Source organism: Microcella alkaliphila, from assembly GCF_004216855.1.
GTDB lineage: Bacteria > Actinomycetota > Actinomycetes > Actinomycetales > Microbacteriaceae > Microcella > Microcella alkaliphila.
On sequence record NZ_SGXT01000013.1, the window covers coordinates 394,750 to 421,267 of the forward strand.

General features: G+C 68.8%; 30 protein-coding genes. 22 read left to right on the top strand and 8 right to left on the bottom strand.

Annotation, left to right across the window (positions count from 1 at the left end):
* Positions 1 to 24 precede the first annotated feature (24 nt).
* Positions 25 to 552 carry a YbhB/YbcL family Raf kinase inhibitor-like protein gene (locus EV140_RS05290; protein ID WP_130281746.1) on the bottom strand — a complete coding sequence of 176 codons (528 nt, stop codon included), beginning with the start codon at positions 550 to 552 and terminating at the stop codon, positions 25 to 27.
* Between the two features lie 173 nt (positions 553 to 725).
* On the opposite strand from EV140_RS05290, the gene EV140_RS05295 reads away from it, so the two are divergent.
* A complete protein-coding gene (locus EV140_RS05295; RefSeq protein ID WP_130281748.1) occupies positions 726 to 1,532 on the top strand; it encodes a bacteriorhodopsin in 807 nt (268 codons plus the stop codon).
* Positions 1,533 to 1,696: 164 nt separating this feature from the next.
* Entirely contained in the window at positions 1,697 to 2,740 is a 1,044-nt protein-coding gene (locus EV140_RS05300) for an aldo/keto reductase (protein ID WP_130281750.1), read from the top strand.
* Here EV140_RS05300 and EV140_RS05305 read toward each other — a convergent pair.
* Positions 2,712 to 3,326, bottom strand: a complete 615-nt coding sequence (locus tag EV140_RS05305) for a TetR/AcrR family transcriptional regulator (protein WP_157985606.1) — start codon at positions 3,324 to 3,326, stop codon at positions 2,712 to 2,714. The two genes, EV140_RS05300 and EV140_RS05305, sit on opposite strands and share 29 nt — an antisense overlap.
* A gap of 168 nt (positions 3,327 to 3,494) precedes the next feature.
* Here EV140_RS05305 and EV140_RS05310 point away from each other — a divergent pair, with 168 nt between their 5' ends.
* Positions 3,495 to 4,097 carry a histidine phosphatase family protein gene (locus EV140_RS05310; RefSeq protein ID WP_130281754.1) on the top strand — a complete coding sequence of 201 codons (603 nt, stop codon included), beginning with the start codon at positions 3,495 to 3,497 and terminating at the stop codon, positions 4,095 to 4,097.
* Here EV140_RS05310 and EV140_RS05315 read toward each other — a convergent pair.
* Entirely contained in the window at positions 4,094 to 4,999 is a 906-nt protein-coding gene (locus EV140_RS05315; RefSeq protein ID WP_130281756.1) for an oxygenase MpaB family protein, read from the bottom strand. The two genes, EV140_RS05310 and EV140_RS05315, sit on opposite strands and share 4 nt — an antisense overlap.
* Positions 5,000 to 5,115: 116 nt before the next feature.
* On the opposite strand from EV140_RS05315, the gene EV140_RS05320 reads away from it, so the two are divergent.
* From EV140_RS05320 to EV140_RS05330, 3 genes are read left to right on the top strand one after another with little or no spacing between them, the layout of a single operon-like run.
* Complete coding sequence (locus tag EV140_RS05320) at positions 5,116 to 6,771, top strand: FAD-dependent oxidoreductase (protein WP_130281758.1); 1,656 nt, start codon at positions 5,116 to 5,118, stop codon at positions 6,769 to 6,771.
* The gene (locus EV140_RS05325; RefSeq protein ID WP_130281760.1) at positions 6,768 to 7,088 is read left to right on the top strand and encodes a rhodanese-like domain-containing protein; all 321 of its coding nucleotides are present in this window, start codon (positions 6,768 to 6,770) and stop codon (positions 7,086 to 7,088) included. The genes EV140_RS05320 and EV140_RS05325 overlap by 4 nt, the downstream gene beginning before the upstream one ends.
* The gene (locus tag EV140_RS05330; RefSeq protein ID WP_130281761.1) at positions 7,085 to 7,351 is read left to right on the top strand and encodes a metal-sensitive transcriptional regulator; all 267 of its coding nucleotides are present in this window, start codon (positions 7,085 to 7,087) and stop codon (positions 7,349 to 7,351) included. The genes EV140_RS05325 and EV140_RS05330 overlap by 4 nt, the downstream gene beginning before the upstream one ends.
* On the opposite strand, the gene EV140_RS05335 is transcribed toward EV140_RS05330, so the two are convergent.
* Complete coding sequence (locus tag EV140_RS05335; RefSeq protein WP_130281762.1) at positions 7,338 to 7,844, bottom strand: GNAT family N-acetyltransferase; 507 nt, start codon at positions 7,842 to 7,844, stop codon at positions 7,338 to 7,340. The two genes, EV140_RS05330 and EV140_RS05335, sit on opposite strands and share 14 nt — an antisense overlap.
* A 60-nt stretch (positions 7,845 to 7,904) precedes the next feature.
* Between EV140_RS05335 and dapB the strand changes: the two genes are divergently transcribed.
* Both dapB and EV140_RS05345 read left to right on the top strand, forming a co-directional pair.
* A complete protein-coding gene (gene dapB / locus EV140_RS05340; RefSeq protein ID WP_130281763.1) occupies positions 7,905 to 8,648 on the top strand; it encodes a 4-hydroxy-tetrahydrodipicolinate reductase in 744 nt (247 codons plus the stop codon).
* On the top strand, positions 8,645 to 9,094 hold the full coding sequence (locus EV140_RS05345; RefSeq protein ID WP_241971307.1) for a hypothetical protein: 450 nt from the start codon (positions 8,645 to 8,647) through the stop codon (positions 9,092 to 9,094). The genes dapB and EV140_RS05345 overlap by 4 nt, the downstream gene beginning before the upstream one ends.
* Before the next feature lie 43 nt (positions 9,095 to 9,137).
* Here EV140_RS05345 and EV140_RS05350 read toward each other — a convergent pair whose 3' ends face one another.
* The 4 genes from EV140_RS05350 to EV140_RS05365 form a co-directional block, all read right to left on the bottom strand.
* Positions 9,138 to 10,058 (bottom strand): TIGR01777 family oxidoreductase, encoded by a 921-nt coding sequence (locus EV140_RS05350; protein WP_130281764.1) that lies wholly within the window; start codon positions 10,056 to 10,058, stop codon positions 9,138 to 9,140.
* Positions 10,059 to 10,484, bottom strand: coding sequence for an OsmC family peroxiredoxin (locus tag EV140_RS05355; RefSeq protein ID WP_096421113.1), 426 nt, complete (start codon positions 10,482 to 10,484; stop codon positions 10,059 to 10,061).
* A 76-nt stretch (positions 10,485 to 10,560) separates the two neighbouring features.
* Positions 10,561 to 11,058 (bottom strand): DUF4395 domain-containing protein, encoded by a 498-nt coding sequence (locus tag EV140_RS05360; RefSeq protein WP_130281765.1) that lies wholly within the window; start codon positions 11,056 to 11,058, stop codon positions 10,561 to 10,563.
* Positions 11,055 to 11,483 carry a thioredoxin family protein gene (locus EV140_RS05365; protein WP_157985607.1) on the bottom strand — a complete coding sequence of 143 codons (429 nt, stop codon included), beginning with the start codon at positions 11,481 to 11,483 and terminating at the stop codon, positions 11,055 to 11,057. The genes EV140_RS05360 and EV140_RS05365 overlap by 4 nt, the downstream gene beginning before the upstream one ends.
* 114 nt (positions 11,484 to 11,597) lie before the next feature.
* Between EV140_RS05365 and thyX the strand changes: the two genes are divergently transcribed.
* The 14 genes from thyX to dapF all read left to right on the top strand — a co-directional run bounded on the left by thyX (position 11,598) and on the right by dapF (position 26,512).
* Entirely contained in the window at positions 11,598 to 12,335 is a 738-nt protein-coding gene (thyX, locus tag EV140_RS05370; RefSeq protein WP_130281767.1) for an FAD-dependent thymidylate synthase, read from the top strand.
* A 622-nt stretch (positions 12,336 to 12,957) separates the two neighbouring features.
* Entirely contained in the window at positions 12,958 to 13,446 is a 489-nt protein-coding gene (locus EV140_RS13220) for an endonuclease domain-containing protein (RefSeq protein WP_157985608.1), read from the top strand.
* 246 nt (positions 13,447 to 13,692) lie between these two features.
* The gene (gene dapA, locus EV140_RS05380) at positions 13,693 to 14,667 is read left to right on the top strand and encodes a 4-hydroxy-tetrahydrodipicolinate synthase (RefSeq protein WP_130281769.1); all 975 of its coding nucleotides are present in this window, start codon (positions 13,693 to 13,695) and stop codon (positions 14,665 to 14,667) included.
* A 77-nt stretch (positions 14,668 to 14,744) separates the two neighbouring features.
* Positions 14,745 to 16,421: a ribonuclease J gene (locus tag EV140_RS05385; RefSeq protein WP_130281771.1), complete on the top strand. Its 1,677-nt coding sequence runs from the start codon at positions 14,745 to 14,747 to the stop codon at positions 16,419 to 16,421.
* Positions 16,422 to 16,469: 48 nt separating this feature from the next.
* Positions 16,470 to 19,229: an FtsK/SpoIIIE family DNA translocase gene (locus EV140_RS05390; protein ID WP_130281773.1), complete on the top strand. Its 2,760-nt coding sequence runs from the start codon at positions 16,470 to 16,472 to the stop codon at positions 19,227 to 19,229.
* A gap of 67 nt (positions 19,230 to 19,296) precedes the next feature.
* Positions 19,297 to 19,923 (top strand): CDP-diacylglycerol--glycerol-3-phosphate 3-phosphatidyltransferase, encoded by a 627-nt coding sequence (gene pgsA / locus EV140_RS05395; RefSeq protein ID WP_130281957.1) that lies wholly within the window; start codon positions 19,297 to 19,299, stop codon positions 19,921 to 19,923.
* Complete coding sequence (locus tag EV140_RS05400; protein ID WP_130281775.1) at positions 19,920 to 20,414, top strand: CinA family protein; 495 nt, start codon at positions 19,920 to 19,922, stop codon at positions 20,412 to 20,414. Before pgsA ends, EV140_RS05400 begins: the two co-directional genes overlap by 4 nt.
* Positions 20,415 to 20,554: 140 nt before the next feature.
* The gene (locus EV140_RS05405) at positions 20,555 to 20,863 is read left to right on the top strand and encodes a helix-turn-helix domain-containing protein (RefSeq protein ID WP_096421123.1); all 309 of its coding nucleotides are present in this window, start codon (positions 20,555 to 20,557) and stop codon (positions 20,861 to 20,863) included.
* Positions 20,864 to 20,878: 15 nt separating this feature from the next.
* Entirely contained in the window at positions 20,879 to 21,109 is a 231-nt protein-coding gene (locus EV140_RS05410; RefSeq protein ID WP_130281777.1) for a DUF3046 domain-containing protein, read from the top strand.
* A 252-nt stretch (positions 21,110 to 21,361) separates the two neighbouring features.
* Positions 21,362 to 22,444, top strand: a complete 1,083-nt coding sequence (gene recA / locus EV140_RS05415; RefSeq protein ID WP_130281779.1) for a recombinase RecA — start codon at positions 21,362 to 21,364, stop codon at positions 22,442 to 22,444.
* Complete coding sequence (locus EV140_RS05420; protein ID WP_130281781.1) at positions 22,441 to 23,088, top strand: regulatory protein RecX; 648 nt, start codon at positions 22,441 to 22,443, stop codon at positions 23,086 to 23,088. Before recA ends, EV140_RS05420 begins: the two co-directional genes overlap by 4 nt.
* 27 nt (positions 23,089 to 23,115) lie before the next feature.
* Positions 23,116 to 24,705: a tRNA (N6-isopentenyl adenosine(37)-C2)-methylthiotransferase MiaB gene (gene miaB, locus EV140_RS05425; protein ID WP_130281783.1), complete on the top strand. Its 1,590-nt coding sequence runs from the start codon at positions 23,116 to 23,118 to the stop codon at positions 24,703 to 24,705.
* A complete protein-coding gene (miaA, locus tag EV140_RS05430) occupies positions 24,702 to 25,637 on the top strand; it encodes a tRNA (adenosine(37)-N6)-dimethylallyltransferase MiaA (protein ID WP_130281785.1) in 936 nt (311 codons plus the stop codon). Before miaB ends, miaA begins: the two co-directional genes overlap by 4 nt.
* On the top strand, positions 25,634 to 26,512 hold the full coding sequence (dapF, locus tag EV140_RS05435) for a diaminopimelate epimerase (RefSeq protein ID WP_130281787.1): 879 nt from the start codon (positions 25,634 to 25,636) through the stop codon (positions 26,510 to 26,512). Before miaA ends, dapF begins: the two co-directional genes overlap by 4 nt.
* Positions 26,513 to 26,518 lie beyond the last annotated feature (6 nt).

Genomic DNA, 26,518 nt, shown 5'->3' on the forward strand with positions numbered 1-26,518 from the left:
TCGACATGCCACTGGTGTCCTGCGTCAGTCGGTATGAGACACGCCTGTCGAGACGGCCCGGGCAATGATGTGGTCGCGCAGCACGAAGCCCAGATACGCCGGCGTCGACTCGGGGTCAACGTCGAGTGCGGGGGTATCGAGCGTCGACAGGGTGAAGATGTAGCGGTGGTCGCCGTGACCAGCCGGAGGAGCGGCGCCCAGGTACCGCGGCAGCCGGATCTCGTTCGGCAGCATGACGGCGCCGTGCGGCAGTAGCCCTGCCTCGGGGTCGCCCGCGTTGCTCGGCAGAGATGTCGTCGTTGCGGGGATGCCGTGTACGGCCCAGTGCCACCACCCGCTTCCGGTCGGCGCATCCGGGTCGTACATCGTGAGCGCGAAGCTCTGTGTGCCCTCCGGTGCTCCCGACCACTCGATCGCCGGCGATCGGTCGTCGCCACCCGCGCCTGCGGTGCCAGACCGTGCCCACGGGGAAAGTCCTGCTCCCTCCTCGAGATCGGGGCTCGTCAGCGAGAAGTGCGGCACCTCGGGCAGCTTCCAGGAGGGGTCATTCATGAACGGGATCCTTTCGACGGCCCCCGTCTCGGGGACGCGGACGTTCTTTCAGTCAGCAGGAAGAAAACACACGTGCACGCTAAAGCTTTCTTCCAGAGATCGGGCGCACCGTGAAAGAACTTCGCCCGGCCGGCTCCCGATCGTCCGACTGCGACGAGGATCACACAACCCCCGTGCTCGCCGCACTGGTGGCGAGCGGATTCTCGATCCAAAGGAGCATCGTGGAATTCCAGATTGTGCAGGCGTTCTTCATGTTGGGCTTCGTCGCTATGGCGGCAGGAGCACTGTGGTTCTTCATGGAACGCAATGACCTGAAGCCGGAACTGCGCCCCGTGGCGACCTACGCCACGGTCATCGCGTTCGTCGCGGCGGTCCTGTATTACGTCATGAAGGACGTGGTGCAGTTCCCCCTCGGTGACATCGGCGTCGAGGCGATCCGCGACACGGTCGAACTGCGCTACATCGACTGGCTGATCACGACACCGTTGCTGCTCATCGAATTCGGCATCATCGTCGCCCTCGCCGGCGCGGCAAAGAAGGGCTTCGTGACGAAGATCGTCATCGCCGACCTCGTCATGATCGTTACCGGCTATCTCGGTGAGACGGGCGTTCCCGGTGCGCCGAGCACGATTATCCTGTTCGTCATCTCGTCGCTGGCGTGGTTCTACATCATCTGGCAGATCTTCCAGATCGACATCTCGAACGGGCCTGAGCACGCTCAGCGCGCTGTGCGCATCATGCGCCTGTTCGTGGTCATCGGCTGGGCGATCTACCCGATCGCCACCGCGATTGAGCAGTTCCTGCAGATCGGTGGGGCTGACATCGCACTTGCCGTGAGTATCGCGGCGTGCATCTACGTCGTCGCCGACGTGATCAACAAGGTGGGCTTCGGCATCGTCGCCATCCAGGCGGCAAAGGTCTCGTCGGGAATCGGCGAGGTCGCGCCCTCGGCCGTCACGACCGACCCCGTCACGACGTAACGCGGGCGGTTCTCCGGGGGTGGGCTTTTCCGAGCCCGCCCCCGGTTTTTCGTGAGAGAGAACGCCCGCATAACGATTGCGTGGCGGTCACGAACCCCTCCGTCGCGCAGCGTTATTCTCTGAGCCAACCCACGCGGTGAACCCGCGCCCGAATTGAGGTCGGCATGACGGCACCCTCCGGTAGCCCCCGGACGGATTCCGGCGCGCTCTCCCCCCCGGTGCAGGTGTCTGGCCCGAGCTCGCCGTCGTCTCTGCCCACGGGGCCGACCGCGGTTCTGCGTCGAATCGGCGGCAGCGCGCTCACGGTTTTCCCCATCGCCCTGAGCGGCACCGTCTTCGGGTGGACCACCGATGGGCCGACGACGACGGCAATCCTGAACCGCTTCGTCGAACGCGGCGGCACATTCATCGACACCGCCGACTCGTACGCTGGCGGGCGCAGCGAAATCATGATCGGCAATTGGATGCGCGAGCGCGGCAACCGCGACCGGCTCACGATTGCGACGAAGGTCGGCAAGAGCGCCGACAACCCTGGTCTGTCTGCACTGGCAGTCGAGCGCGCGGTCAAGGCATCGCTGCAACGCCTTCGCGTCAGCCACATCGACCTGCTGTACCTGCACATCGACGATGAGTCGGTGCCGTTCGATGAGACGCTTCTGGCGGTCGACGAGCTGATCCGCGCCGGCGACGTGCGGTACTTCGGGGGCAGTCATCACACGGGCAACCGACTGTTCGAGGCGCGTATCGCGTCGGGCCAACTCGGGGTCGCCCCAATGGTGGCGGTGCAGAACCACTACAACCTCGTCCATCGCGACGAGTACGAGGGTGATCTCGCGCGCGTTGTTGCTCAACTCGACCTGGGCGTCATGCCGCGGTTCGCGCTGGCCGGTGGCTTCTTGACGGGCAAGTACCGGAGCCGCGCCGACCTCGAACGGTACCGACGCGGGCCGGAGGCGGCGCCGCACCTCAACCGACACGGGCTGAAGCTGCTATCGACGATGGACCGCATCGCCGAACGCACTGGCACGACCGTGACCACTGTGGGCCTGTCATGGCTGTTGTCTCGACCGAGCGTCGTCGCTCCGGTGGTGTCAGTGAGTCACTCCGATCAGCTGGACGCCGTGATGGCGGCCCCCTGGACGGCGTTGAGCCGCCACGAACTGACGGAACTCGACAGGGTCAGCGCGGAGCGTCGCACTCAGCGATAAGGCGCTCGGCGACCCGACGCAGGCCCGCGCGGGCGGCGACGTCATCGGCCATGTACGACCAGGCGTACGCGCCGTTGATCGCGAGCGTCAGCTCATCGGCCGCAGCGCCCGGCAGCGGGTGTTCCAGTTCGGCGAAGACCTCCGACAGCCGCGCGGCGACGTGGTCGGTGTAGGCCGAGGTGACCTCGCGCACGGGGTGCTGGCGGTCGGGGTACTCGGCCGCGGCGTTCATGAACGGGCAGCCCCGATAGCTGTCGCTTTCGATCGTGGCCTCGACCATGTCGACAACGCGACCGATGGTCGCGGCGGCACCGCGAGCATCCCCGATGGCATCCTCTAGCCGCGCCTCGCCGCGCTGACGCTGAATCTCGACGTAGTCGAGCACGAGGCGATCTTTCGACCCGAAGTGCTTGTAGAAGGTGGCCTTCGTGACCGATGACTCCGCGATCAGTAGATCGACGCCGGTCGCGCGGATGCCCTCGTCATAGAACAGGCGCAACGCGGTCTCTAAGATGCGGACCTTCGCGGGGGCCATGGGGCGCTCGCGTCGCGCCGTGGCTGCGGGGTTGGGGGCTGTCAGGGTCACCGGGGTCTCCTTGATCGGGGTGTGTGCCGTCACAGTAGCATGCGGACAGACAAGCTCGTCTGTCCGCAAGCGTACCGGTCTGCCCCCAATTCGGGGCACGGAGCCCCGGCGAGTCGTATCAGGCAATGGCCTAGGCTCGATGGGGCCGACAAAGGAGTGTGCGACGACGTGTCTCGGTATGTGTATCTGGTGCGACATGGAGAACAGCAAGACGCGGAACACGGACTTCCCGACGGCCCCCTGAGTGGCCGAGGGCAGCGGCAGGCCCGCGCGATCGCTGAGCGGCTGAGCGGCGTTCCCTTCGCGAGCGTGCACACCTCGCCCCTGCAGCGGGCGGTCGAAACGGCGAACTACATGACCGAACGGATGCCCTCGATCGAGCCCCAGCTCTCGAGCCTGCTGATGGACTGCGTGCCGTCCGGCCCCGAACCGTCGATGCCCGCGGCCTTCGAGCCCTTCTTCGGGGGAATAACCCCGGAGGAGATCGCCGCTGGCGAGGCGCAGATGGCGGACGCCACGGCCGAATGGTTGTCGCCCTCCCGTGAGGACCGTCACGACCTGCTGATCACGCACAACTTCGTCATCGCGTGGTTTGTCCGCGAGGTCTTTGGCGCTCCGGCGTGGCGGTGGATGGGCGTCAATCAGGCGAACTGCGGGCTCACGATCATTCGCGTGCGCTCGGCCAAGCCGCCCGTGCTCGTGACCCACAACGACCTCGGGCACCTGCCCGCGGAGTTGCGCACAGGGCTCCCCGTCGAGCAGCCCTTCTAACGCTCGGCGCTCGCCGCCTCGAGGCGCTCAAGCCGCGCCTTCGTGTAGGCCATGCTCGATGACTCGGTGCCGAGCAGGCGCCGCATGATGCCCAGCCCGATGCGCGTCGCCGTGATCGCCGGCCACCACGGGCGGCGGAGGCCGAGCATCCGCCGGTATTCGGGGGGAAGCGACGCGACGGCGCCAGCGAAGAAGATGCGGTAGACCGGGCCGGCACCGGGTCCCAGCGGGGGACGGCGGAGCCAGCGCACCGCATCATCGACGCGGTCGTCACGGCGCAATACGGGTCGGTAGGACGCGATGGCCGCGTGGAGCGCGTCACGAGTGCGCGGAGGATCGGCCATGCCCATCAGGCGGCCCGCGGTCGCCCACTCATCGACGTAGGCGTCGGCGCCACCGGGGATCGGCCCGCCCCACGTCTCGTGGCAGCCGAGGAACGCGTCGGCGAAGACGCAGTGCACCCAGCCGATGAGGTCGGCGTCCTCGGCCGAGTACGACGCCGGCGCGCCGTCCGAGCCTGCGTAGTCTCCGCGCACCTTTTCGTGCAGGCGCGTGATCTGCTGGCAGACCTCCGTGGCGCGGGCGCGGTCCGCGAACGTCGTCGTCAGTACCCAGCGCACCGTGCCGGCGAGGCGTCCGAGGGGGTCCTCCTTGTAGCGGGAATGATCGTGCACGCCGGCCATGGCGCCGGGGTGCAAGGTCTGCATGAGGAGGGCGCGAATGCCGGCGACGACCGTGGGTATCCCGTTGTGCACCTCCCACACGGCCGAGCCCGGGCCGAAAAAACCCTCGTCGTCCCCGTCGGCGAGCGCACGCACCCAGGCGGGCTGACCGTTCGGCTCGCCCGAGAAGATCGTGAGTACTCGGGCGCGCATGCGCGTGACGGCGGCGGGTCGGGCCATGATGGAGCGAGCGTGTCACACGCTGCTGGGCATGACTCGAAAGCAGCCTGAGTGAGGCGGGGGCAGGCCCGTGGCACCCTGTTGCAAAAATACCCCAGGGGGTATACTCTCAGGGCATGAGCGAAACCCGCACCTACGTCATCATCGGTGGCGTCGCTGGTGGCATGTCCGCAGCCACCCGCTTGCGCCGCCTGGACGAGCGCGCCCGCATCATCGTCGTCGAGAGAGGGGAGCACGTCTCCTTCGCCAACTGCGGTCTGCCGTACCACGTGGGCGGGGTGATCGACGACCGCGATGCCCTCATACTGCAGACGCCCGCCGCTCTCGGAGAGCGTTTCGCGCTCGACGTGCGGGTGCGCACGGAGGCGATCGCGATCGACCCGGATGCGCGGACGGTCATGGTGCGCGACCTCGCCTCGGGAGGCGAGGAGAGCATCCCGTACGACGCTCTCGTTCTGAGCCCCGGCGCGTCGCCCGTGCGCATCCCGATTCCGGGCGTTGAGCGGGGCCTCGTCCTACGCGACCTCGCCGACATGGACGCCATCATTGCGGCGGCAAAAGGTGCCACGCGGGCCGTCGTCGCGGGTGCGGGCTTCATCGGGCTCGAACTCGCCGAGAATCTGCACCACCGCGGGCTCGACGTGACGATCGTGGAAATGCTGCCGCAGGTGTTGCGACCCTTCGACGTCGAGATGGCCGAGCTGGTTGCACAGCGCATTCGAGAGGCCGGGGTCACTCTCCGCCTTGAGACGAGTCTTGTCGCCATCGGTGACAAACACGTCGTCGTGGGGGAGGGCGAGCAGATTCCTGCCGACCTCGTCGTCCTGAGCGTCGGGGTCCGCCCCGAGAGCGGCCTCGCGCGCGACGCCGGCCTCGCGCTCGACGAGCGCGGCTACATCGTCGTCGACGACTACCAGCGCACGTCCGACCCGCACATCTGGGCGGTGGGGGATGCGGTGGTCAAGCAGCGCGTCGACGGCCCGGCAACGCCGGTCTGGCTCGCCGGTCTCGCTAACCGGCACGGCAGGCTCGCCGCCGACGCGATCGCCGGGCGGCCGCACGCCGCGGTTCCCGCTCTCGGGACCGCAATCATCGGGCTGTTCGGCCTCACCGCCGCGGCGGTCGGGCGCACCGAGCGCGAGCTGCGCGACGAGGGCCGCGCGATCCGGGTGATCCACACCCACCCCCTGGACCACGCCGGCTACTACCCGGGTGCGACCCAACTCGCGATGAAGCTGATCGTCGATGAGCAGACCGACCGCATCCTGGGTGCGCAGGCGGTGGGCGAGTCTGGTGCCGACAAGCGCATCGACGTCATCGCCACCGCGATGGCCGGCGGTCTCACCGCCAGCGCGCTCGCCGACCTCGAACTGGCCTACGCGCCACAGTTCGCGAGCGCCAAAGATCCGGTGAACATGCTGGGCTACATCGCCGACAACCTCGCGGGCGGCGAGCAGAGCGTGCAGTGGCACGAGCTCCGTGCCCGCCAGGCCGACGGCTGGATCCTCGTCGACGTGCGAACGGACGAGGAGAACGCCGCCGGAGCGATTCCGGGTTCACGGCTGATCCCGCTCGATGAGCTTCGCGAGCACGCCGAGGGTTTGCGCGGCAAGCGCGTCATCGTGCACTGCAAGGTCGGTCAGCGCGGCCACACTGCGGCGCGACTGCTGGAGCAGTACGGTGTGACGGTGGCCAATCTCGACGGCGGCTACCTCACCTGGTCAGCCGGCGCCGCCGCCACCGGGCTTCCCACGAAAGGACACGCCGCATGAGTGCCGAGATCGATGTTGACCAACTCGTCGAGGTGATGGCGACGGGAGCGCGTGTGATCGACGTGCGCGAGCCCGACGAGTACGCCGAGGCGCGCGTCCCGGGAGTGCAGCTCATTCCACTGGCGACAATTCCCGATGCGGTGGGCGAGCTGGCAACCCACGACGACACGGTCTACGTGATTTGTCGCTCCGGGGCGCGTAGCCTTCGGGCAGCCGACTACCTGAACGCCCACGGCGTCGAGGCCGTGTCGGTTGCGGGCGGCACCATGGCGTGGATCCAACGGGGGCTCGACTACGAAACCGGAGAAGACGCATGACCACCATCCCCGCCGACGAGGTTGGCCGCATCGTCAACCGGCTACGCCGCGCGCAGGGTCAGCTCGGCGCCGTGCTGTCGATGATTGACGACGGTCGCGACTGCCGCGACATCGTCACGCAACTCTCCGCCGTGTCCAGCGCTGTTGACCGCGCCGGGTTCGCGATCATCGCATCGGCGATGAAGGAGTGCCTCCGCGAGGACAGCGACGATCAGGCCCTCGAGGTCGCGCAGCTCGAGAAGATGTTCCTCAGCCTGTCGTAGGGTCGTCGAGGCGACGCCCCAGCCAGACGTTCGCGTTGGGGTTGTCGTTGTACGGCTCGACCGGACGGAACCCGAGCGCCCGATAGAGGGCGGCCGCCGAGGCGAGCGAATCGTGTGAGTCGAGCACCAACTCGTGCGCGCGGAAATCGTCGCGCGCCCGGCGCATCAGTTCACGAACGAGCTCGGCGCCGACACCCGCCCCTCGCGCGTGAGGCTGAACCCAGAGGTGTTTCAGTTCAGCGCGACGTCCGTCGGGGTCGTCAGCGAGCATCCGAATGCCGGCGCAGCCCACGTCGGCCGCCTCGCCGGCGAGGTTCTCGCCTTCCGCGATGAGAAAAACGCCCCGTTCGCCGGTCAATTCCTCCGGCCGAGCGGGCGCGACCCGGTACGACAGCCCCTGCTTCGCGAACGCCGCGGCCCGCCACGCGGCGTACTGAACGAGCAGGATGCGCGCGGCCGGGTCATCGGCGGCGCTCACGCGAAAGACGGTCACGCCCCCCGAGCGTAGTCACGTCTCGGCATTCGTGCGGAAGCACGCGACTAGGCTCAAGTCATGGTCACCCGGGTCGCCGTCGTCGGCGCGAGCGGACGCCTCGGCTCCGTCGCGTGCGACGTCATCGCACAGCAGTCCGATCTCGTTCTCGCCGCCCAGCTGAACTCCTGCAGCGACCTCGACGAGATGCTCGGCTCCGACGTCGTGCTCGACGTCACGACGCCTGGGGTCTCCGGCACCGTGGTCGACCACGCGGTTCGGGCTGGCCTCGACGTCGTCGTCGGCACGAGCGGCTGGAGCGAGGAGCGCCTGCGCACCCTGCGCGCCCTCCTCGCCGAGCACCCCGAGCGCGGCGTCATCGTCGTGCCGAACTTCTCGGTCGGCTCGGTACTCGCCACGCACTTCGCGACGATCGCGGCCCGCTTCTACGAGTCGATCGAGATCGTCGAGGGGCATCACGCGGCGAAGGTCGACTCGCCGTCGGGCACCGCCGTACGCACCGCTGAACTCATCGGCCGCGCCCGCGCCGAGATCGGCCCCGTCGTCGCCCCGCACGTCGACCAGCGGGCCCGCGGGCAGCAGGTGGCCGGCGTGCCGGTGCACTCGCTGCGACTGCAGGGCGTCGTCGCGCAGCAGGAGGTGCACTTCGGCGGCGACGGTGAGGTGCTCACGCTCCGCCACCAGACGCAGTCGGCGTCGAGTTACGAGCAGGGCATCCTCGCGGCGTTGCGCGCCGCGACGGCCCACACCGGCCTGACGGTCGGGCTCGACACCCTCATCGGGCTCACCGGGCAGGGCACGTGACCCGCACCCGCCTCGGCGTCGCCGTCATGGCGCTGCTGCTCGCGCTCTACCTCGTCGTCGTGGCGCTGTACGCCGTGCGACTCGTGGGTGACCCCCTACCCGTCGTGCAGGCGATGGGCTGGGCCCTGATCGTGCTCCCGCTCATCGGCGGCTGGGCGCTCATCGCCGAGATCCGCTTCGGATTCGCCGCCGAGCGCCTCGCGGGTCTGCTTGAGGCGGAGGGCGGGCTCCCCGACGACACCCTGCCCGCGACGGCCAGCGGCCGCCTCGACCGGGAACGCGCCGATGAGCTGTTCCTGCGCTATCGTGCCGAGGTCGAGGCCGACGAGAAACCATGGCAGAACTGGTTCCGGCTCGCGCTCGCCTACGACGCGGCCCGAGACCGGCGCCGTGCTCGCTGGGCGACGCGCGAGGCGATTCGGCGCGAACGCGGCAGCCGGCGCTGACGCGCGGCGCGCATCCCGAGATCGGATGCTCACGGCGCTTTCTCTACGCCGCCACCCGCTGCGGGTTCACGAGCGCCTGAATCGCGTCCTCCACCGTCTCGTCACGGAAGGTAAAGCCGTCGTCGAGCAGGCGCTGCGGCACGACCTTCTGGCTCGCGAGCAGCAGTTCGCGGCCCGCCTCACCCATGCCGACCGAGATGAGTTTCTCGGGCAGCGTGAACAGGTGCCAGCGGTGCATCGCGGCGGCGAGTGCGCGGGTCACCCGGTCGCTCGTGGCGGGCGTTGGGCCGGCGAGGTTCACCGGCCCCCTGAGGCTCGACGTGAGGAGGTGCCGGATCGCCGCCGCCTCGTCGTACAAGCTGATCCACGGCCAGTGTTGGCCACCGGTGGCGACGCGCGCCGCCGCGCCGAGGCCGGTGAGCACGCGCAGCGGCGTCATCGCGCCGCCCGGCCCGATGACGAGGCCGGTGCGCGCAAGAACGACGCGCGTTTCTTCGGGGGCGAGTAATGCCGCCTCCTCCCACGCCGCGACGACGTCGGCCAAGAAGCCGTAACCGCGGGGAGCGTTCTCGTCGAGGCGCACGGCGGGCTGGTCGCCGTAGATGCCGACCGCCGAGCCGCTGACGAAGACGCGCGGGGGAGTGCTCGCCATGCCCATCGCCTCCGCGAGGGCGCGGGTGGCGTGCACCCGTGACTCGAGGATCTGCTTCTTCCAGCCGGACGTCCAGGGGATGCGCGAAATGGAGGCGCCCGACAGGTTCACCACCGCATCCACCGATTCGAGGATGCGGAAGTCGAGCACGCGGGATTCCGGCGACCAGGCGAACTCGGTGTCTTTCTTCGGGGTTCGGCGAACGAGCGTCAGCACCTCGTGACCGTCCGCGCGCAGCTGGCTCTGCAGCTCGGTGCCGATCATGCCGGAGGCGCCCGCGATCAGCACCCGGAGGGGCGTGGATGCTGCCATTTAGGCGAGCGTCGCTTCGAGCGTGATCGAGACGCCCGCGAGAGCGGCGGAGACGGGGCAGCCCGTCTTGGCGTCCTCGGCGAAGGTGGCGAACTGTTCGGGGCTGAGGCCGGGAACCTTCGCGTTGACGAGCAGGTGGCTGCCGGTGATGCCCTCACCGGGCTGGAACGTCACCGCCGCCGTCACCTGCAGGCTCTCGGGCGGGTGACCTGCGCCCGTCAACGCGTGCGACAACGCCATTGAATAGCAGGCCGAGTGTGCTGCGCCGAGCAGCTCTTCGGGATTCGTGGTGCCCGCCACACCCTCACTGCGGGCAGCCCACGTGACGGGAAACTCGGCGGAGTCGGAGGTGTCGAGCGAGGTGGTTCCGTGCCCCTCGGTCAGTGACCCGAACCAGAGGGTCGTTGCTTCGCTCGTCACTGCCATGGCTGGTCTCCTTCGTCGCCGTGCGGTCGGGAGCACCAGCCTAGAGCGCGGGGCCGCACGTCGGTAGGGAGGACTCTCAGGCGGTGCGGCGGCCGATCAGGCCGGCGCGCACGAGCAGCACGTACATCTGGCAGCCGAGGCAGTACGCGAACGCAGCGTTCAGGAAGGCCGCAACAAAGGCGGCAGCTGCGGCGACCGCCAGCGCACCCGGCACGCCCAGCAGGTGCAGCACGAGACCCGTGCCGGTGACGAGCAGGCCGACTCCCTGGGCAAAGGTGGGAGCCGCCGGGTCTTCGCGCTCGCTCGGCGGGCCGAGACGCGGGGCGACGAGGGCACGGAACACGGCCCCGTAGGGGTGTCGCTGGATGCCCGCGAACGCACCCCACGCGAAGAGCGCCACCAGCACGACGAGAAGCAGAGCGGCGGGTTCGAGCAGGCGATCGACGGCCGTCGCGGAGATCGGGGTGACAAGGGCGAGGCCGACAGTCACGAGCAACAGCGCGCTCGTGATGGCTGCGCCGAAGCGCGGGCCGCGCGGGTCGATGCCGGTCGCAGCAGGCGATGCGGCGCTCACGCGGCGACCTCCTCGCGAATGGTGCGAGCATCCTGCAGCGTCTGGCGCACCGTGTCGACGGTTGCGGCGCCGATGATGCGAGAGCGTACGCGACCAGCGCGGTCGACTACGAGGGTGGTCGGGGTGCTCATGATGCCGAGCTCGCGCACCATTTCGGGATGCTCGGTGACGTCAATCTCGCGGTGGCCGATCGTCGCGTCGTCGCTCGCCAGCTGCCCGCCCACGCGGCGCATGGCGGCACAGGCCGAGCAGACCGGGCTCGACAGCTGCAGCAGGGTGAGCTCGACCCCCTCGGCGGTCAGGGCGCGGTCAACGTGCTGGCCGTCGGCGCGTACGCGACCCTGCGCGGCGCGCACGCCGATGCCGATGAGGGCCGACACCGCGACAAGCGCGGCCAGCGTTGCGAGAGCGAACAGGGGATCCACACACAAGAAAATACGGGGCCCATCCGAAATATTCCCCGCCTGTGACGCCGCGTGACGCCGCGTGCGGGCGTGTGGCGGCCTCTGCTGTCGGCGTGGGCGGCTAGGGTTTCGACCGTGAGCGAGCAGTCAGACGAGGTCGTGTTCCGGTCCGATGTGACGGTTGAGCTGGTGCGCTCGAGCGCCGCCGACTCCGACGTGCTGTTCGCAGCGCGCGTGTCGACGCAGGGCGAGAAGACGCTCGACGCGGCCGCTGCCGGTGACGCGGCGACGGTGCGCGACCGCGGGCTCATCAACTACCTGATGCGCGACCGGCACGGCTCGCCGTTCGAGCACAACTCGATGACCTTCTACGTGCAGGCGCCGATCTTCGTCTTCCGCGAGTTCATGCGCCACCGCATCGCCTCCTACAACGAAGAGTCGGGCCGCTACCGCGAGCTGCGTCCGGTGTTCTACGTGCCGGGCGCCGAGCGCAACCTCGTGCAGGTCGGAAAGCCCGGCGCCTACGAGTTCCTCCCCGGAACGCCCGAGCAGCACGCCCTCGTCGACGCCGAGGTGCGCGCGTCGTGCGAGGCCGCATACGCCTCCTACCAGCGGATGCTCGACGCTGGCATCGCGCGCGAGGTCGCCAGGGCGGTCCTCCCCGTCACGATCTACTCGACGATGTACGTGACGATGAACGCGCGCTCGCTCATGAACTTCCTCAGCTTGCGCACCAAGCGCGAGGGCACGCACTTCCCGTCGTTCCCGCAGCGCGAGATCGAGATGGTCGCCGAGCAGATGGAAGAGCACTTCGCCGAGCTGATGCCCCTCACCTACGAGACGTTCAACACGAACGGCCGCGTCGCCCCGTAGGTCCGCCCCGCGTCGCCCCGCGCCGCGTCGCTTCGACCCGGTCGAGCGTCATCACCTCGGCGTGTCCGCGTGGACAGGCGGCGCGTCGCGAGCGTGCACCGGGGGCAAGCGACATCCGCGACCGCTAATCGCGCGCATCCCGCCCTCCCCACCGAAGTCCGCGGCCGCGGAATCCCACAATGCACGAGGTGAGGTCCTGAAGTCGGCGAGCCCGGCGCATATTCGCGTCATGACGACCATCTGTGAACGACTCGCTGGCCTCGGCGGTATTGCCCGCACTCATGACATTGCAGGCACCGCGACTCAAGCGCGAGCCCTCCAGCGGGCGGCGGCCAGAGGGAAGGTCGTGCGTCTCCGTCGAGGCGTGTATGGGCTCCCTGATCTCGATCCCGACATCGCGGATGCTGCCCGGATTGGCGGTCGGGTCGCAGGGGTCTCGGCGCTCCGGTACCACGGGCTATGGGTCCCGCCTGACGCTCATCGGCAGTTCCACGTCGAGGTCTCTGATGACGTCGTCGCTCGAACGACCGGGGTTCGAGGTGGTCACATTCGCGTTCACTGGACAGCAGGCGGCACGGAGCCGAGGTTCGGGATCGCGCCGCGTGAGGCGACTCTGAATCGAGTGGCGACGAGCCTGCCCGTGCCCTTTGCTGTTGCCGTGCTCGACTCCGCGCTGAAGCGGGGCCATCTCCGGGGTCGCGAATGGGCGCTGTTCGCGGCGCAGGCGCCTCGCGCGGCCCGTGAGGTGATTTCCCGTGTTGACGGACGCTCCGAGTCGGGCACGGAAAGTGTGCTTCGTGTTCTGCTGCAGGACGCGGGTATTCCGGCTACTCCTCAGCCGCCCTTACCTCTCGGATACGGGGAGCGCGCTGACCTTCTCGTTGGCGACCGCCTGCTGATCGAGTGTGACAGTGAAGAGCACCACGCGAAGCCGGAGAGCCGAAAGGCCGATCTGCGGCGCGATGCATGGTTGACGAGTTTGGGATTCGTGGTCCTGCGATTCGACTACTCGCAGGTGTTCACGGATCCCCTGGGCGTGGTTGAGACCGTCGCGTCTGTTGTCGAGCGGGGCGATCACCTGTCGCTGCGCCCCGGTGAGCTGGCCCGTTGATCGGGGCGTCGATACGCGTTGCCAGCGCGTTGCCTCAACGACCGGGGCTAGGCGACACGTTCGATCGATGGGGCTCAGAACTGAGGAGCGTTGCGCCGGACAGCTGACGTCGCGGACACCTCACTGCCGGACAGCACACGTCGCGGATACGTCATCGCCGGCGTTTGGCGCCCGAGGCATCGAGGCGTGCAGTCACCGCACGGGCCCGTAGGGCGCTCGGCCCGCTCACCGCGGTAGCCTGGGTACGTGAGTGCAGCGAACCCCTTCGGCCAGGTCTTGGTCGCCCTCGTGACGCCGATGACCGCCGACGGCGAGGTCGACTGGCCGGGCGTCGAGCAGCACATCGACTATCTGTGTACGCATGGCGCCGACGGCATTGTCGTCACCGGCACGACGGGCGAGACGTCGACGCTTACCGACGCCGAGAAGTTGCGCCTCGTGACCGTGGGCAAAGAGGTTGCGGCGGGGCGGGCATCCATCATCACGGGCGGCGGCTCGAACGAGACGGCGCACGCGATCGAGCTGTACAAGGCGAGCGAGAAGGCCGGCGCCGATGGCGTGATGGTCGTCACGCCCTACTACAACAAGCCCACGCAGGCGGGTGTGCTGACGCACTTCCGCATGATCGCTGACGCGACTGACCTGCCGGTGATTCTGTACGACATCCCGGGCCGCGCGGGCATCGAGATTAGGTACGAGACGATTCTGCGCGCCGCGAAGCATCCGAACATCGTGGCGGTGAAGGATGCGAAGGGTGACCTGTCCGAGGTCAGCCGCGTCATGAATCAGACCGACCTCATGTACTTCGCGGGCGACGACGCGAACGTTTTGCCGACGCTCGCGATTGGCGGCACCGGCCTCATCGGCGTGACGGCGAACATCGCGCCGGCCCCGTACCGCGCGATCGTCGACGCGGTGAACGCGAACGATCTGGCGACGGCAACGCGCCACCACCAACTGCTCGAGCCGCTCGTTCGGGCGATCATGACCCACGTTCCTGGCACGGTCGCCGCGAAGTACGTGCTGCACGGTCTCGGACGCATCGGCTCGCCGCGGGTTCGCCTGCCGCTCGTCGGTCCCGAAGACTACGAGGCCGCGATCATCGAAGACGAGATGGCGCTGGTGAAGGACGTCGAGGGCGTCGACCGCACCCGCTTCCGCCCCGATCGCAATGCAGCGGCGGGCGGCGCCCTCCCGAAGGTCGCCGGCACCACCCGATAAGACTCCACCCGGGGGCGCGAGGCCCCGCCAACCGGCCCGGGAACGGGCCCGAACGAGAACTCAGAGGTCCGTCCCTTATGCCCCACGCCATTGAAGACGCCCCCGCGCTCGAACCCGGAACCCTCCGCGTCACGCCGCTCGGAGGCATCGGTGAGATCGGCCGCAACATGGCCGTGTTCGAGTTCGACGGCAAGCTGCTCATCGTCGACTGCGGCGTGCTCTTCCCCGAGGAGCACCAGCCCGGTGTCGACCTGATCCTGCCTGACTTCTCGCCGATCCGCGACCGCCTGGACGACGTCGTCGGCGTCGTGCTCACCCACGGCCACGAAGACCACATCGGCGCAGTTCCTTACCTGTTGCGCCTGCGCGCCGACATCCCGCTCATCGGCTCGCAGCTCACGCTCGCCCTCATTGAGGCGAAGCTCAAGGAGCACCGCATCAGCCCGTACACCCTCGCGGTGAAGGAGGGGCAGCGCGAGCGCCTCGCCCCCTTTGATCTCGAATTCGTCGCGGTGAACCACTCGATTCCGGATGCTCTCGCCGTCGCCATTCGCACCCCCGCGGGTCTCGTGCTGCACACCGGCGACTTCAAGATGGACCAGCTGCCGCTCGATGGCCGCATCACCGACCTCCGCGCGTTCGCCCGTCTCGGCGAGGAGGGCGTCGACCTGTTCATGACCGACTCGACGAACGCCGACGTGCCGGGATTCACGCCCGTCGAGCGCGAGATCGGCAACGTGCTCGAGAGCGTCATCGCGAAGGCCCCGCGCCGCGTGATCGTCGCGAGCTTCTCGAGCCACGTGCACCGCGTTCAGCAGGTGCTCGATGCCGCCCACGCGAACGGTCGCCGGGTGGCGCTGCTCGGCCGTTCGATGGTGCGCAACATGGGTATCGCTGCGGAGCTCGGCTACCTGAAGGTGCCGGAGGGCATTCTCATCGACCACCGCAAGGCCGCCGACCTGCCTGACGACCGCATCGTCTACATGTCGACGGGTAGCCAGGGCGAGCCGATGGCGGTGCTCGCGCGCATGGCGAATCTTGAGCACCAGGTCGAGATTGGCGAGGGCGACACGGTCATTCTCGCCTCGAGCCTGATCCCGGGCAACGAGAACGCGGTCTACCGCGTCATCAACGGTCTGACCGCGCTGGGCGCGAACGTCGTCCACAAGGGCAACGCCCGCGTCCACGTGAGTGGCCACGCCGCCGCCGGTGAGCTGCTCTACTGCTACAACATCGTGCGCCCGAAGAACGTCATGCCGGTGCACGGCGAGGCCCGCCACCTGGTGGCCAATCAGCGCCTTGCTATCGAGACGGGCATCCCGGTCGAGAACACGGTGCTCGCCGAGAACGGAACCGTCATCGACTTGAAGGACGGCGTCATTCGCGTGGTCGGCCAGCTCGATCTCGGTGAGGTCTACGTCGACGGGTCAACCGTCGGCGAGATCACGGATGCTGACCTCAAGGACCGCCGCATCCTCGCTGAGGAGGGCTTCATTTCGATCTTCGTCGCGGTCGATGCGCAGACTGGCAAGGTCGTTGTGGGACCCGAGATTCACGCGCGCGGCTTCGCCCCCGACGACAGTGTGTTCGACGACGTGATCCCGCAGCTCGTGCGCGCCCTGTCGGAGGCGGCCGAGAACGGCACGCGCGACAGTCACGCGTACAGCCAGATCGTGCGCCGCACGGTGGGCCGCTGGGTCAACACGCAACACCGCCGCCGGCCCATGATCGTGCCGGTCGTCGTCATCGCCTAAGCGTGTCAGTCCCGGGCGCGGCTGTCGCGCGCGGGTACCGTGTCGGGCATGGCCTCCGGCTCCCGCACGACACGAACGCGCCCGCAGTCGGGCGGGTCGTCGCGCGCGTCGTCGCGTACCTCGTCGAAGCGGTCCGACACGGCGCCGACGAAGAAGCTGCCCGCATCGAAGCGGCCGGCCGCGAAGGCCCCCGCTTGTGAGCCGAACGAGCCCGGTCTGCTGACGCGCGCCTGGATGGGCCTCGCCCACGCGACGGGTGCCGCGTTCCGCCTCTTCGGCCGCGAAACCCTGGCGAAGGAGGACCGCCGCGACGGCGTGCCGTTCTTCCTCGTCGTGCTCGCCGGCCTCGGGGCTCTCGTCGAGTGGTTCCTGTTCGGCGACCCGGTCGCGGTCGCACTCGACGCCTTCACTTTCGGTGGGCTCGTGGGCCGCGTCGCCTTCGCGCTGCCGGTCATCATGCTGATGTTCGCCGCCTGGTTGTTCCGGCACCCGGCGAGCGTGCACGACAACACGCGCATCGGCATCGGGCTGGGCCTGCTCATCGCGAGTGTCAGTGGGCTCTGCCACATCGCGCTCGGCGCGCCGAGCCCGTCTGATGGCGCCCCCGTGCTCGCCCAGGCGGGCGGCCTGATCGGCTGGGTGCTCGGTGGGGTGCTGTTGCTCGCCACCGTGTGGGTTGCGGTGCCGGTGCTCGTGGTGCTCGCCGCACTGTCGGTGCTCATCATGACGAAGACCCCGCCGAACCGTATCGGCGCCCGGCTGCGCGAGCTGTACGCCTACCTCTTCGGTGCCGAGCTCGCGGAGCGGCCTGAGAAGTCGAAGGCGCAGTCGACCGACAGCGACGATGACGCCGACGAGTTCGGCTCGCTGACTGACCTGGGCCTCGACATGGAGGACGAGTCGTCGATGCCGTGGTGGCGCAAGGGCAAGGCGCCTCGCCACGAGGAGCTGCCGTTCGACTCCGCTGTCGAGCGCGACCAGCCGACCGACGTGATCGACCCTGAGGCGCTCGCCCGAGTCTCCGACGACCTGACCGCGGTCGCCGACGCTGCCGAGCAGGCGGTTCAGCGTTTCACGGGTGAGCAGCCGTCGCCGTCTGCCGCCCCCGCCGCGACGCCCGCGGCCGGTGGCGACGCCCTCGACATCGATGACGACGCGGATGCTCGCCCCGAGCATCCGACGCCCGTTTCGTCGGGTGCGCCGACGCGTCCGTACCGCCTTCCTGCGCCGAGCGTGCTCGAGCAGGGCACGCCGCCGAAGGCGCGCAGTGCCGCGAACGACGCTGTCGTCGCCGCCATCACGGATGTGCTCGAACAGTTCCAGGTGGATGCGAAGGTGACGGGCTTCAGCCGCGGACCGAGCGTCACGCGCTACGAGATCGAGCTGGGGCCGGGCGTCAAGGTCGAACGGTTCACCGCCTTGACGAAGAACATCTCGTACGCGGTCGCGAGCAACGAGGTGAGCATCCTTTCGCCGATCCCGGGCAAGAGCGCGATCGGGGTCGAGATTCCGAACACCGACCGCGAGATCGTGACCCTCGGCGACGTGTTGCGATCGAGCGCGTCGGCGAAGAGCCTGCATCCGATGTCCATCGGCGTTGGTAAAGACGTCGAGGGCGGCTACGTGGTAGCGAACCTCGCGAAGATGCCCCACCTCCTGGTCGCCGGTTCGACCGGCTCGGGTAAGTCGAGCTTCATCAACTCGATGATCACAAGCCTTCTGATGCGGGCGAAGCCGGCCGAGGTGCGCATGGTGCTCATCGACCCGAAGCGGGTCGAGCTTGCCGCCTATCAGGGGGTTCCGCACCTCATCACTCCCATCATCACGAACCCAAAGAAGGCAGCCGAGGCGCTGCAGTGGGTCGTGAAGGAGATGGACATGCGGTACGACGACCTCGCGTCGTTCGGGTTCCGCCACATCGACGACTTCAACCGTGCCGTGCTCGCGAACGAGATCGTGTTGCCCGAGGGCAGCCAGCGCAAACTTCAGCCGTACCCCTATCTGCTCGTCGTCGTCGACGAGCTCGCCGACCTGATGATGGTGGCCCCGCGCGACGTTGAAGACTCGATCGTGCGCATCACGCAGTTGGCCCGTGCGTCGGGCATCCACCTTGTGCTCGCCACGCAGCGACCGAGCGTCGATGTCGTCACCGGGCTCATCAAAGCCAACGTGCCGAGCCGCCTCGCGTTCGCCGTATCGAGCATGACCGACAGTCGCGTCATCCTCGATCAGCCGGGCGCCGAGAAGCTGATCGGGCAAGGTGACGGCCTGTTTTTGCCAATGGGCGCGAACAAGTCGATGCGTGTGCAGGGTGCGTGGGTGACCGAGGGTGAGATTGCCGCGGTCGTGAAGCACGTGAAAGACCAGGCGCGTCCCGAGTACCGCAATGACGTCGCCGCCGAGGCGCAGAAGCGCGAGATCGACGCCGATATCGGCGACGATCTCGAGGTGTTGCTCGCCGCGGCCGAGCTCGTCGTGACGACCCAGTTCGGCTCGACGTCGATGCTGCAGCGCAAGCTCCGGGTTGGTTTCGCAAAGGCCGGTCGTCTCATGGATCTGCTCGAGTCGCGCGAGATCGTCGGCCCGTCGGAGGGTTCGAAGGCTCGTGACGTGCTCGTGACGGCCGACCAGCTCCCAGAGGTGCTGGCACGCCTGCGCGGCGAGGATCCGCCCTCGTCCGGCGCCCAGCCCACCGGCCAGGCCCCGGCGCTCGTGGGCGACGATCCCGTCGACGCGATGACGCGCGGCTATCCTGAAGAGCAGGCCTCCTCCGACGAGGACGCCTGGAGCCTGACCGGGCGCGAGTGATTCCCCCGGTCTCATTCCCGGGGGAGGGGACGCGGTGACCTCACGCGACGGTGGCCCAAGTTTCCCGATGCGCGGACGCGTGATCGCGGACGGCGACACTCCGGCCTCGAGCGGCAACATCGCCAACATCATCACGATCGTGCGCATCCTGTTGGTGCCGGTCTTCGTGGTGCTGCTTGATCTGGATGGCGGCGCGGATGGCTGGCTGCGCCTCACCGCCGCACTGCTGTTCATCGTCGCCATCGCGACGGATGGAGTCGACGGTTTCCTCGCCCGCCGGCGCAACCTGGTCACCGACCTCGGCATTCTGCTCGACCCGATCGCCGACAAATTGCTGACCGGTGCGGCTCTCGTCATGCTGGCGGTGCTGGCCGAGTTGCCCTGGTGGGTGGTGATCGTGATCCTTGTGCGCGAGTGGGGCATCACGCTGTTCCGCTTCGCGATGCTGCGCAGCCGCGTGATTCCCGCATCCCGGGGCGGCAAGCTGAAGACGGTGATGCAGTCGGTGGCGATCTCGTTCGCGCTGGTGCCGCTGTGGGTCGTGTTTGGCGACTGGATCCACTGGGTGAACACCGGGCTCATGACGATCGCGGTCGTGCTCACGGTGGTGACCGGCCTCGACTACCTCTGGAAAGCCTGGCGGAGCCGCAATGACGAGCCCGAGCCTGCCGACTCCGACCCGCGGGGCGCATGACCGCGTCACCCGCCTCCCGCATCGTCTCGATGATGGCGGCGCGTGGGCAGACGCTGGCCGTCGCTGAGTCCCTGACCGGGGGGATGCTCACTGCCCGCCTCGTCGACGTCCCCGGCGCCTCCGCGGTGGTCCTCGGCGGCATCGTTGCCTACGCGACGCCGCTGAAGCATTCGCTGCTGGATGTGTCGGCGGGCCTTCTCGACGAGCACGGCCCCGTGCATCCCGATGTGGCGATCGCGATGGCACGCGGCGTGCGCGAGCGCCTCGCCGTCGACGGGTCCGTCGCCGACGTGGGCGTCGCCACGACGGGAGTCGCGGGCCCCGACCCACAGGGGGACTCCCCGGTCGGCCTCGTCTACGTTGCGGTGGCGGATGCTCGGGGCGCGCTGGTGCGCGAGCTGCGCCTCGCGGGCGATCGCGTCGCCATCCGAGAGGGTGCGGTGCAGGCCGCACTTGACGGGCTTCTCGACCTACTCGGCGGACGGGAATAGCGCAGGTGACGGTCGTGTTACACCAAGCGTCCTGACACGGGTTCCCCAGTGTTTCGGGTTTACAGTGAAGTCACACGGATCGGGTAGTGTTACCGCCCCGGTAGCAGATATCCGCCGCGAGAGACGTAAAGGAGGCCGCCATGGTTCTGGTCCGACAAGAGATCGGCGAAGTCCTCCGCGACGTGCGCCTGCAAAAGGGTCGCACCCTGCGTCAGGTCGCGAGCCGTGCCAGCGTGGCGCTCGGGTATCTCAGCGAGGTCGAGCGCGGCCAGAAGGAGGCGTCGAGCGAGATCCTCGCGTCCGTCGCCGAAGCGCTCGACACCCCGATCTCGACGATCATGCGCGAAGTGGGCGATCGCCTCGCGGTCATCGAGGGTCTGACGACCGTGCCTGACACTCTCCCCGACGACCTGGTCGCCGAGTTCGACGCCGACCTGGCCGTTCGCTAGCGTGCGGGTCACGCTCTGAAACTCTCGGAGTTCCGGCGCGCGGTGGTGGACGAATTCGGCGACGCCTACGGGCGATCGCTTGTTCGCGACCTCGTACTCGGAGACGTCGGCGACCGCACGGCCGAGCAGGCGCTCGCCGCGGGAGTTGCGCCGCGCGAGGTGTGGTTCGCGCTGTGCTCGGCGACCGACGTGCCCCGCGAGCGCTGGCACGGCGCGGGTCGGCCGGAACCGCGGCCCGATCGGTGACACGCCGCGCGCAATTACTCGAACATGTGTTCGTTCGTGACCTAGACTCCCTCACAGCGGCAGTCGAACACCTCTGAGTGCACAGTGTGGCCTGGTCCGCCGACGATGTCGGCGGTCGTGCGTACCGTTCACCGCGAGGCGGCAGACGCCGTCACCGCCTTGTCGCATCCCGGCCGTCCTTGCTCCATCGGGCGACCGGCACGGCGATAGCCGATAGGCGAACCGCGCACGACACAGAGAGAAGAGACGACCATGCCCTCACCCGCAGACCGCGAAAAGGCCCTCGAGACGGCCCTCGCGCAGATTGATCGACAGTTCGGCAAGGGCAGCGTCATGCGCCTCGGTAGCGATGAGCGCGCCCCGGTCGCCGTGATCCCCACCGGGTCGATCGCCCTCGACGTCGCGCTCGGTATCGGCGGCCTGCCAAAGGGGCGCATCATCGAGATTTACGGGCCCGAGTCGTCGGGTAAGACGACGCTCACCCTGCACGCGATCGCGAACGTTCAGCGCGCGGGCGGCATCGCCGCATTCATCGACGCCGAGCACGCGCTCGACCCCGACTACGCGCAGAAGCTGGGCGTCGACATCGACCAGCTGCTCGTGTCGCAGCCTGACACCGGCGAGCAGGCCCTGGAGATCGCCGACATGCTCGTGCGCTCAGGCTCGATCGACCTCGTCGTCATCGACTCGGTTGCGGCGCTGGTGCCCCGCGCCGAGATCGAGGGCGAGATGGGGGACAGCCACGTCGGCCTGCAGGCCCGCCTCATGTCGCAGGCTCTGCGCAAGCTCACCGGCGGTCTGAACTCGACCGGCACCTCGATGATCTTCATCAACCAGCTGCGCGAGAAGATCGGTGTCTTCTTCGGCAGCCCTGAGACCACCGCGGGCGGTAAGGCGCTGAAGTTCTACGCGTCGGTGCGCCTCGACATTCGCCGTATCGAGACGCTGAAAGACGGCACCGACGCAGTCGGTAACCGCACCCGCGTGAAGGTGGTCAAGAACAAGATGGCTCCGCCGTTCAAGCAGGCCGAATTCGACATTCTCTACGGCGTCGGCATCTCGCGTGAGGGTAGCCTGCTCGACTTCGGTGTCGACCACGGCATCGTCAAGAAGTCGGGCGCTTGGTACACCTACGACGGCGACCAGCTTGGGCAGGGTAAAGAGAACTCGCGCAAGTACCTCCTGCAGAACCCCGAGATCGCCGCCGAGATCGAAAGCAAGATTCTCGCGAAGCTCGGCATTGGTGCGGGGGCAGGCGCGGCGCCGGCCACCGTCGACGCGCCCGTCGAGTCGCTTCAGCAGAAGCTCGCGCAGAAGAAGGCCGCCGGCGCGTGAGTGCCGAGCCCGACGCCGGTCAGTGGGTCGCTCCGGTGATCTCGCTGGCTGGCGCGCGGGCGAGCCGCAGTGCTCATCCCGGCGATGCCGGTCGCGCCGGGGCCAGCGACTCGGCTGCGAGCGCTGACGACGCCGATGCGTTCCCCGAACAAGCCCGCGCTGACGCCGAGCGCATCAGCATGCGCGTGCTCGGTCGCCGCGGCGTCTCTCGCCTCGAGCTCATCGACGCCCTCATCGAGCGCGACATCGCGCGCGAGCTGGCCGAAGCCGAGGCCGATCGGCTCGAACGCGTGGGGCTCATCGACGACACCGAGCTGTCTCGCGTCTTGGTCGATCGCCTGGTGTCGCGCAAGAGACTCGGCCGGGGTGCGCTCAAGGCCGAACTGCAGCGCCGTCGCCTCGACCCCGAGGCGGTCGACACTGCACTCACCGAGCACGCAGAGGAGGTCAACACCGACGAACTCATCGCCGAGCTCGTCGCCGACCGCGCCCGTCGCCTCGGCGCCCTCGACCGGGCGACGGCAGAACGTCGGCTGCTGTCCTATTTGCAGCGCAAAGGTCACGGCGGCCCCGCCGCCCACCGAGCCGTTCGTGCAGCTCTCGACGGTGCGCCCGAGGGTCGCCGAACGCCGCAGTTCGAATAGCACCCCGCGCGTAGACTTGCTCGCACCATGAGCAGCACCCTCGCCACGCCCCGCACGGGCATCGCAGAATCCGAGACGCCGCGCACCTACGAGGTGCGCACCTACGGCTGTCAGATGAATGTGCACGACTCCGAACGACTCGCAGGCTCCCTCGAAGCTGCCGGCTACGTCCCGGCCACGAGCGGAGACATCGCCGACGTCGTCGTCATCAACACCTGCGCCGTCCGCGAGAACGCCGACAACAAGCTCTACGGCAACCTCGGCCACCTCGCCAGCGTCAAGCGCGAGCGACCCGGCATGCAGATCGCCGTCGGCGGTTGCCTGGCGCAGAAAGACACCTCGACGATCCTGAAGAAGGCGCCGTACGTTGACGCGGTCTTCGGCACCCACAACATGGGCTCGCTGCCCGCCCTGCTCGAGCGGGCCCGGCACAACGGGGAGGCGCAGCTCGAGATTCTCGAGGCACTCGAGGTGTTCCCCTCGACGTTGCCGACGAAGCGCGACTCGACCTACTCCGGGTGGGTGAGCATCTCGGTCGGCTGCAACAACACGTGCACGTTCTGCATCGTGCCGAGCCTGCGCGGCAAAGAGAAGGACCGCCGCCCCGGCGACATCCTCGCCGAGATTCAGGCCCTCGTCGATGACGGTGCCATCGAGGTCACGCTGCTCGGTCAGAACGTCAACACCTACGGCGTCGAGTTCGGCGACCGACAGGCGTTCGGCAAGCTACTGCGCGCGGCAGGGCGCATCGATGGGCTCGAGCGCATCCGCTTCACGAGCCCGCACCCGGCGGCCTTCACCGACGACGTCATCGACGCGATGGCCGAGACCCCCGCGGTCATGCCGCAGCTGCACATGCCGCTGCAGTCCGGCTCCGACCGCATCTTGAAGGCCATGCGCCGCTCGTACCGCAGCGAGAAGTTCTTGGGGCTCCTCGATCGGGTGCGCGCGCGCATCCCAGATGCGGCGATCTCGACCGACATCATCGTCGGGTTCCCGGGCGAGACCGACGACGAGTTTGCCGACACCCTGCGCGTCGTCGAGGAGGCGCGCTTCGCGAGCGCGTTCACCTTCCAGTATTCGATTCGACCCGGCACGCCCGCAGCGACCATGCCTGACCAGGTGCCGAAGGCGGTCGTGCAGGAGCGATACGAGCGGCTCATCGCGCTGCAGGAGCACATCAGCTGGGAGGAGAACCAGCGCCAGGTCGGCCGCGAGGTCGAGGTGCTGATCGCCACCGGTGAGGGCAAGAAGGACGCCGAGACCGAGCGCATCTCGGGTCGCGCCGAAGACAGCCGGCTGGTGCATGTGCGGGTGCCCGACGGCGCCCCGCGGCCCCGCCCCGGCGACGTCGTCACGACGACCATCACGCAGGCGGCGCCGTTCCACCTGCTCGCCGACCACGACGGCCCGCTGCGCATCCGCCGCACCCGGGCCGGTGACGCGTGGGACCGCGCCCAGGCCGAGAGTTGTGGGGTTCCCACGCCTTCGACGGGGGACGGCGGCACCGCTGCGCGTGTGTCCTTGGGCCTGCCCGGCCTCCGGGTGGGCGCCCCGGCCGGCCCCACGACTCCGATCTACGACCCCGCCGACGGAGTGCGCGGCTCGCTGTCGTGATCGCCGTCCTGGTCGGGGCGACCGGAACCGGCAAGACCGCCGCGTCGCTGGAACTGGCCGCGCGCATCCAGGATCGGGGCGTCCCCGCCGAGATCGTGAACGCCGACGCGATGCAGCTGTATCGGGGTATGGATATCGGCACGGCCAAGCTGCCGGTGGCCGAGCGCCGCGGTATCCCGCACCACCTCCTTGACGTGTTCGACGTCACCGACGAGGCGTCTGTCGCCGCCTACCAGCGGGATGCTCGCCGGGCCATCGAGGAGATCGTCGCCCGCGGCGCGGTGCCGATTCTCGTCGGCGGCTCGGGCCTGTACGTCGCCTCGGTCGTCACCGACTTCCAGTTCCCGGGAACGGATCCGGAGATTCGGGCCCGGTATGAGATGTTGCTCGCCGAGCGCGGGCTTGGCCACCTGGTCGCCGAGCTGGAGCGCCGTGACCCCGATGCGGCGGCCGCGATCGACCCGAACAATGCCCGTCGGGTGATCCGCGCGCTCGAGATCGGCGAGGTGACGGGCGAGGGCGCCCGCCCGGGGCTCGCCGCTCGCAGCACTCCGTGGCGCCCGTACACGCAGCTGGGTCTTGCCGTCGAGCGCGCCCACCTCGTCGAGCGCCTGGACGCGCGCGTCCAGGACATGTGGCGTGCCGGCCTGCTCGATGAGGTTGCCACCCTGCGTGAGCTCGGGCTGGAGCGTGGCCCCACCGCCTCCCGCGCGATCGGCTACGCGCAGGCGCTCGACCAGCTCGCGGGCCGGTGCACCAAGCAGGAGGCGATCGCCGATACGGCCGCGCTGACGCGCCGCTACGCGCGCCGCCAGGTCAGCTGGTTTCGTCGCGACACGGCAACCCAGTGGGTCGAGGCCCTCGACGACGACGCTCGGGATGCGGCGCTCACCGCGCTCGCCGATCGTTGCGTCGATAGCATGGCCGGGTGACCGACACGCTCCTCATCACCAAGGGCCACGGAACCGGTAACGACTTCGTGCTGTTCGCCGACCCTGATGGGGAGGTTGTGCTGTCCGAGGCCCAGCGGGCCGCGATTGCGGATCGCCACTTCGGTGTGGGCGGCGACGGTGTGATCCGCGCGGTCCGGTCGGCGAGCATCCCCGAGGGGGCCGCGATCCTCGCCGATGAGCCGGAGGCGGAGTGGTTCATGGACTACGCAAACGCCGACGGCGGCATCGCCGAGATGTGCGGGAACGGCATTCGCGTGTTCGTGCACTACCTCATCGAGCGCGGCTTTCTCGATCTGGCGCCCGGCCACTCCGTTCCGATCGGCACGCGCGCGGGCGTGCGCGACGTGCACCGCCTCGCCGACGGGTTCGCGGTCGACCTCGGCCGCTGGCGGTTGACGGGGGAGGAGCCGCTCGTGCGGGCGCGCGATCTGCCCGTTGCCCGCCCAGGGCTCGGCATCGACCTCGGGAACCCGCACGTCGTGGTCGCCGTCGCCGGCGACGACGAGCTAGCCGGCATCGATCTGTCGGTCGTGCCGCAGCTCGACCCGGTGCAGGAAGCGGGCGCCAACGTCGAGTTCGTGGTGCCGGCCGACCCGCTCGTGCGTGACGGTATCGGCCGCATCCGCATGCGCGTTCACGAGCGCGGGAGCGGCGAAACGCTGTCGTGCGGCACCGGCGCGGCCGCCGCAGCCCTCGCGGTGCGGCACTGGGCGGGGGCTGGATCGCCGAACGAGTGGCGGGTGGAGGTGCCGGGCGGCACGCTCGGGGTTCGGATGTTCGCCGCTGAGGATGGCGAGCACGTGGCCCTGAGCGGACCTGCCGCACTGGTCTTCGACGGCGAACTCACCGTCTAGCGGCGA

Excerpts from the sequence above, each read along its gene's own strand:
- pgsA (WP_130281957.1), top strand. The coding sequence starts at position 19,297 with ATGCGCGGACGCGTGATCGCGGACGGCGACACTCCGGCCTCGAGCGGC.
- EV140_RS05290 (WP_130281746.1), bottom strand. The coding sequence starts at position 552 with ATGAATGACCCCTCCTGGAAGCTGCCCGAGGTGCCGCACTTCTCGCTG.
- EV140_RS05350 (WP_130281764.1), bottom strand. The coding sequence starts at position 10,058 with ATGGCAGCATCCACGCCCCTCCGGGTGCTGATCGCGGGCGCCTCCGGC.
- EV140_RS05400 (WP_130281775.1), top strand. The coding sequence starts at position 19,920 with ATGACCGCGTCACCCGCCTCCCGCATCGTCTCGATGATGGCGGCGCGT.
- dapB (WP_130281763.1), top strand. The coding sequence starts at position 7,905 with ATGGTCACCCGGGTCGCCGTCGTCGGCGCGAGCGGACGCCTCGGCTCC.
- recA (WP_130281779.1), top strand. The coding sequence starts at position 21,362 with ATGCCCTCACCCGCAGACCGCGAAAAGGCCCTCGAGACGGCCCTCGCG.
- EV140_RS05405 (WP_096421123.1), top strand. The coding sequence starts at position 20,555 with ATGGTTCTGGTCCGACAAGAGATCGGCGAAGTCCTCCGCGACGTGCGC.
- EV140_RS05315 (WP_130281756.1), bottom strand. The coding sequence starts at position 4,999 with ATGGCCCGACCCGCCGCCGTCACGCGCATGCGCGCCCGAGTACTCACG.
- EV140_RS05300 (WP_130281750.1), top strand. The coding sequence starts at position 1,697 with ATGACGGCACCCTCCGGTAGCCCCCGGACGGATTCCGGCGCGCTCTCC.
- EV140_RS05385 (WP_130281771.1), top strand. The coding sequence starts at position 14,745 with ATGCCCCACGCCATTGAAGACGCCCCCGCGCTCGAACCCGGAACCCTC.
- EV140_RS05355 (WP_096421113.1), bottom strand. The coding sequence starts at position 10,484 with ATGGCAGTGACGAGCGAAGCAACGACCCTCTGGTTCGGGTCACTGACC.
- EV140_RS05325 (WP_130281760.1), top strand. The coding sequence starts at position 6,768 with ATGAGTGCCGAGATCGATGTTGACCAACTCGTCGAGGTGATGGCGACG.
- EV140_RS05330 (WP_130281761.1), top strand. The coding sequence starts at position 7,085 with ATGACCACCATCCCCGCCGACGAGGTTGGCCGCATCGTCAACCGGCTA.
- miaB (WP_130281783.1), top strand. The coding sequence starts at position 23,116 with ATGAGCAGCACCCTCGCCACGCCCCGCACGGGCATCGCAGAATCCGAG.
- EV140_RS05390 (WP_130281773.1), top strand. The coding sequence starts at position 16,470 with ATGGCCTCCGGCTCCCGCACGACACGAACGCGCCCGCAGTCGGGCGGG.
- EV140_RS05320 (WP_130281758.1), top strand. The coding sequence starts at position 5,116 with ATGAGCGAAACCCGCACCTACGTCATCATCGGTGGCGTCGCTGGTGGC.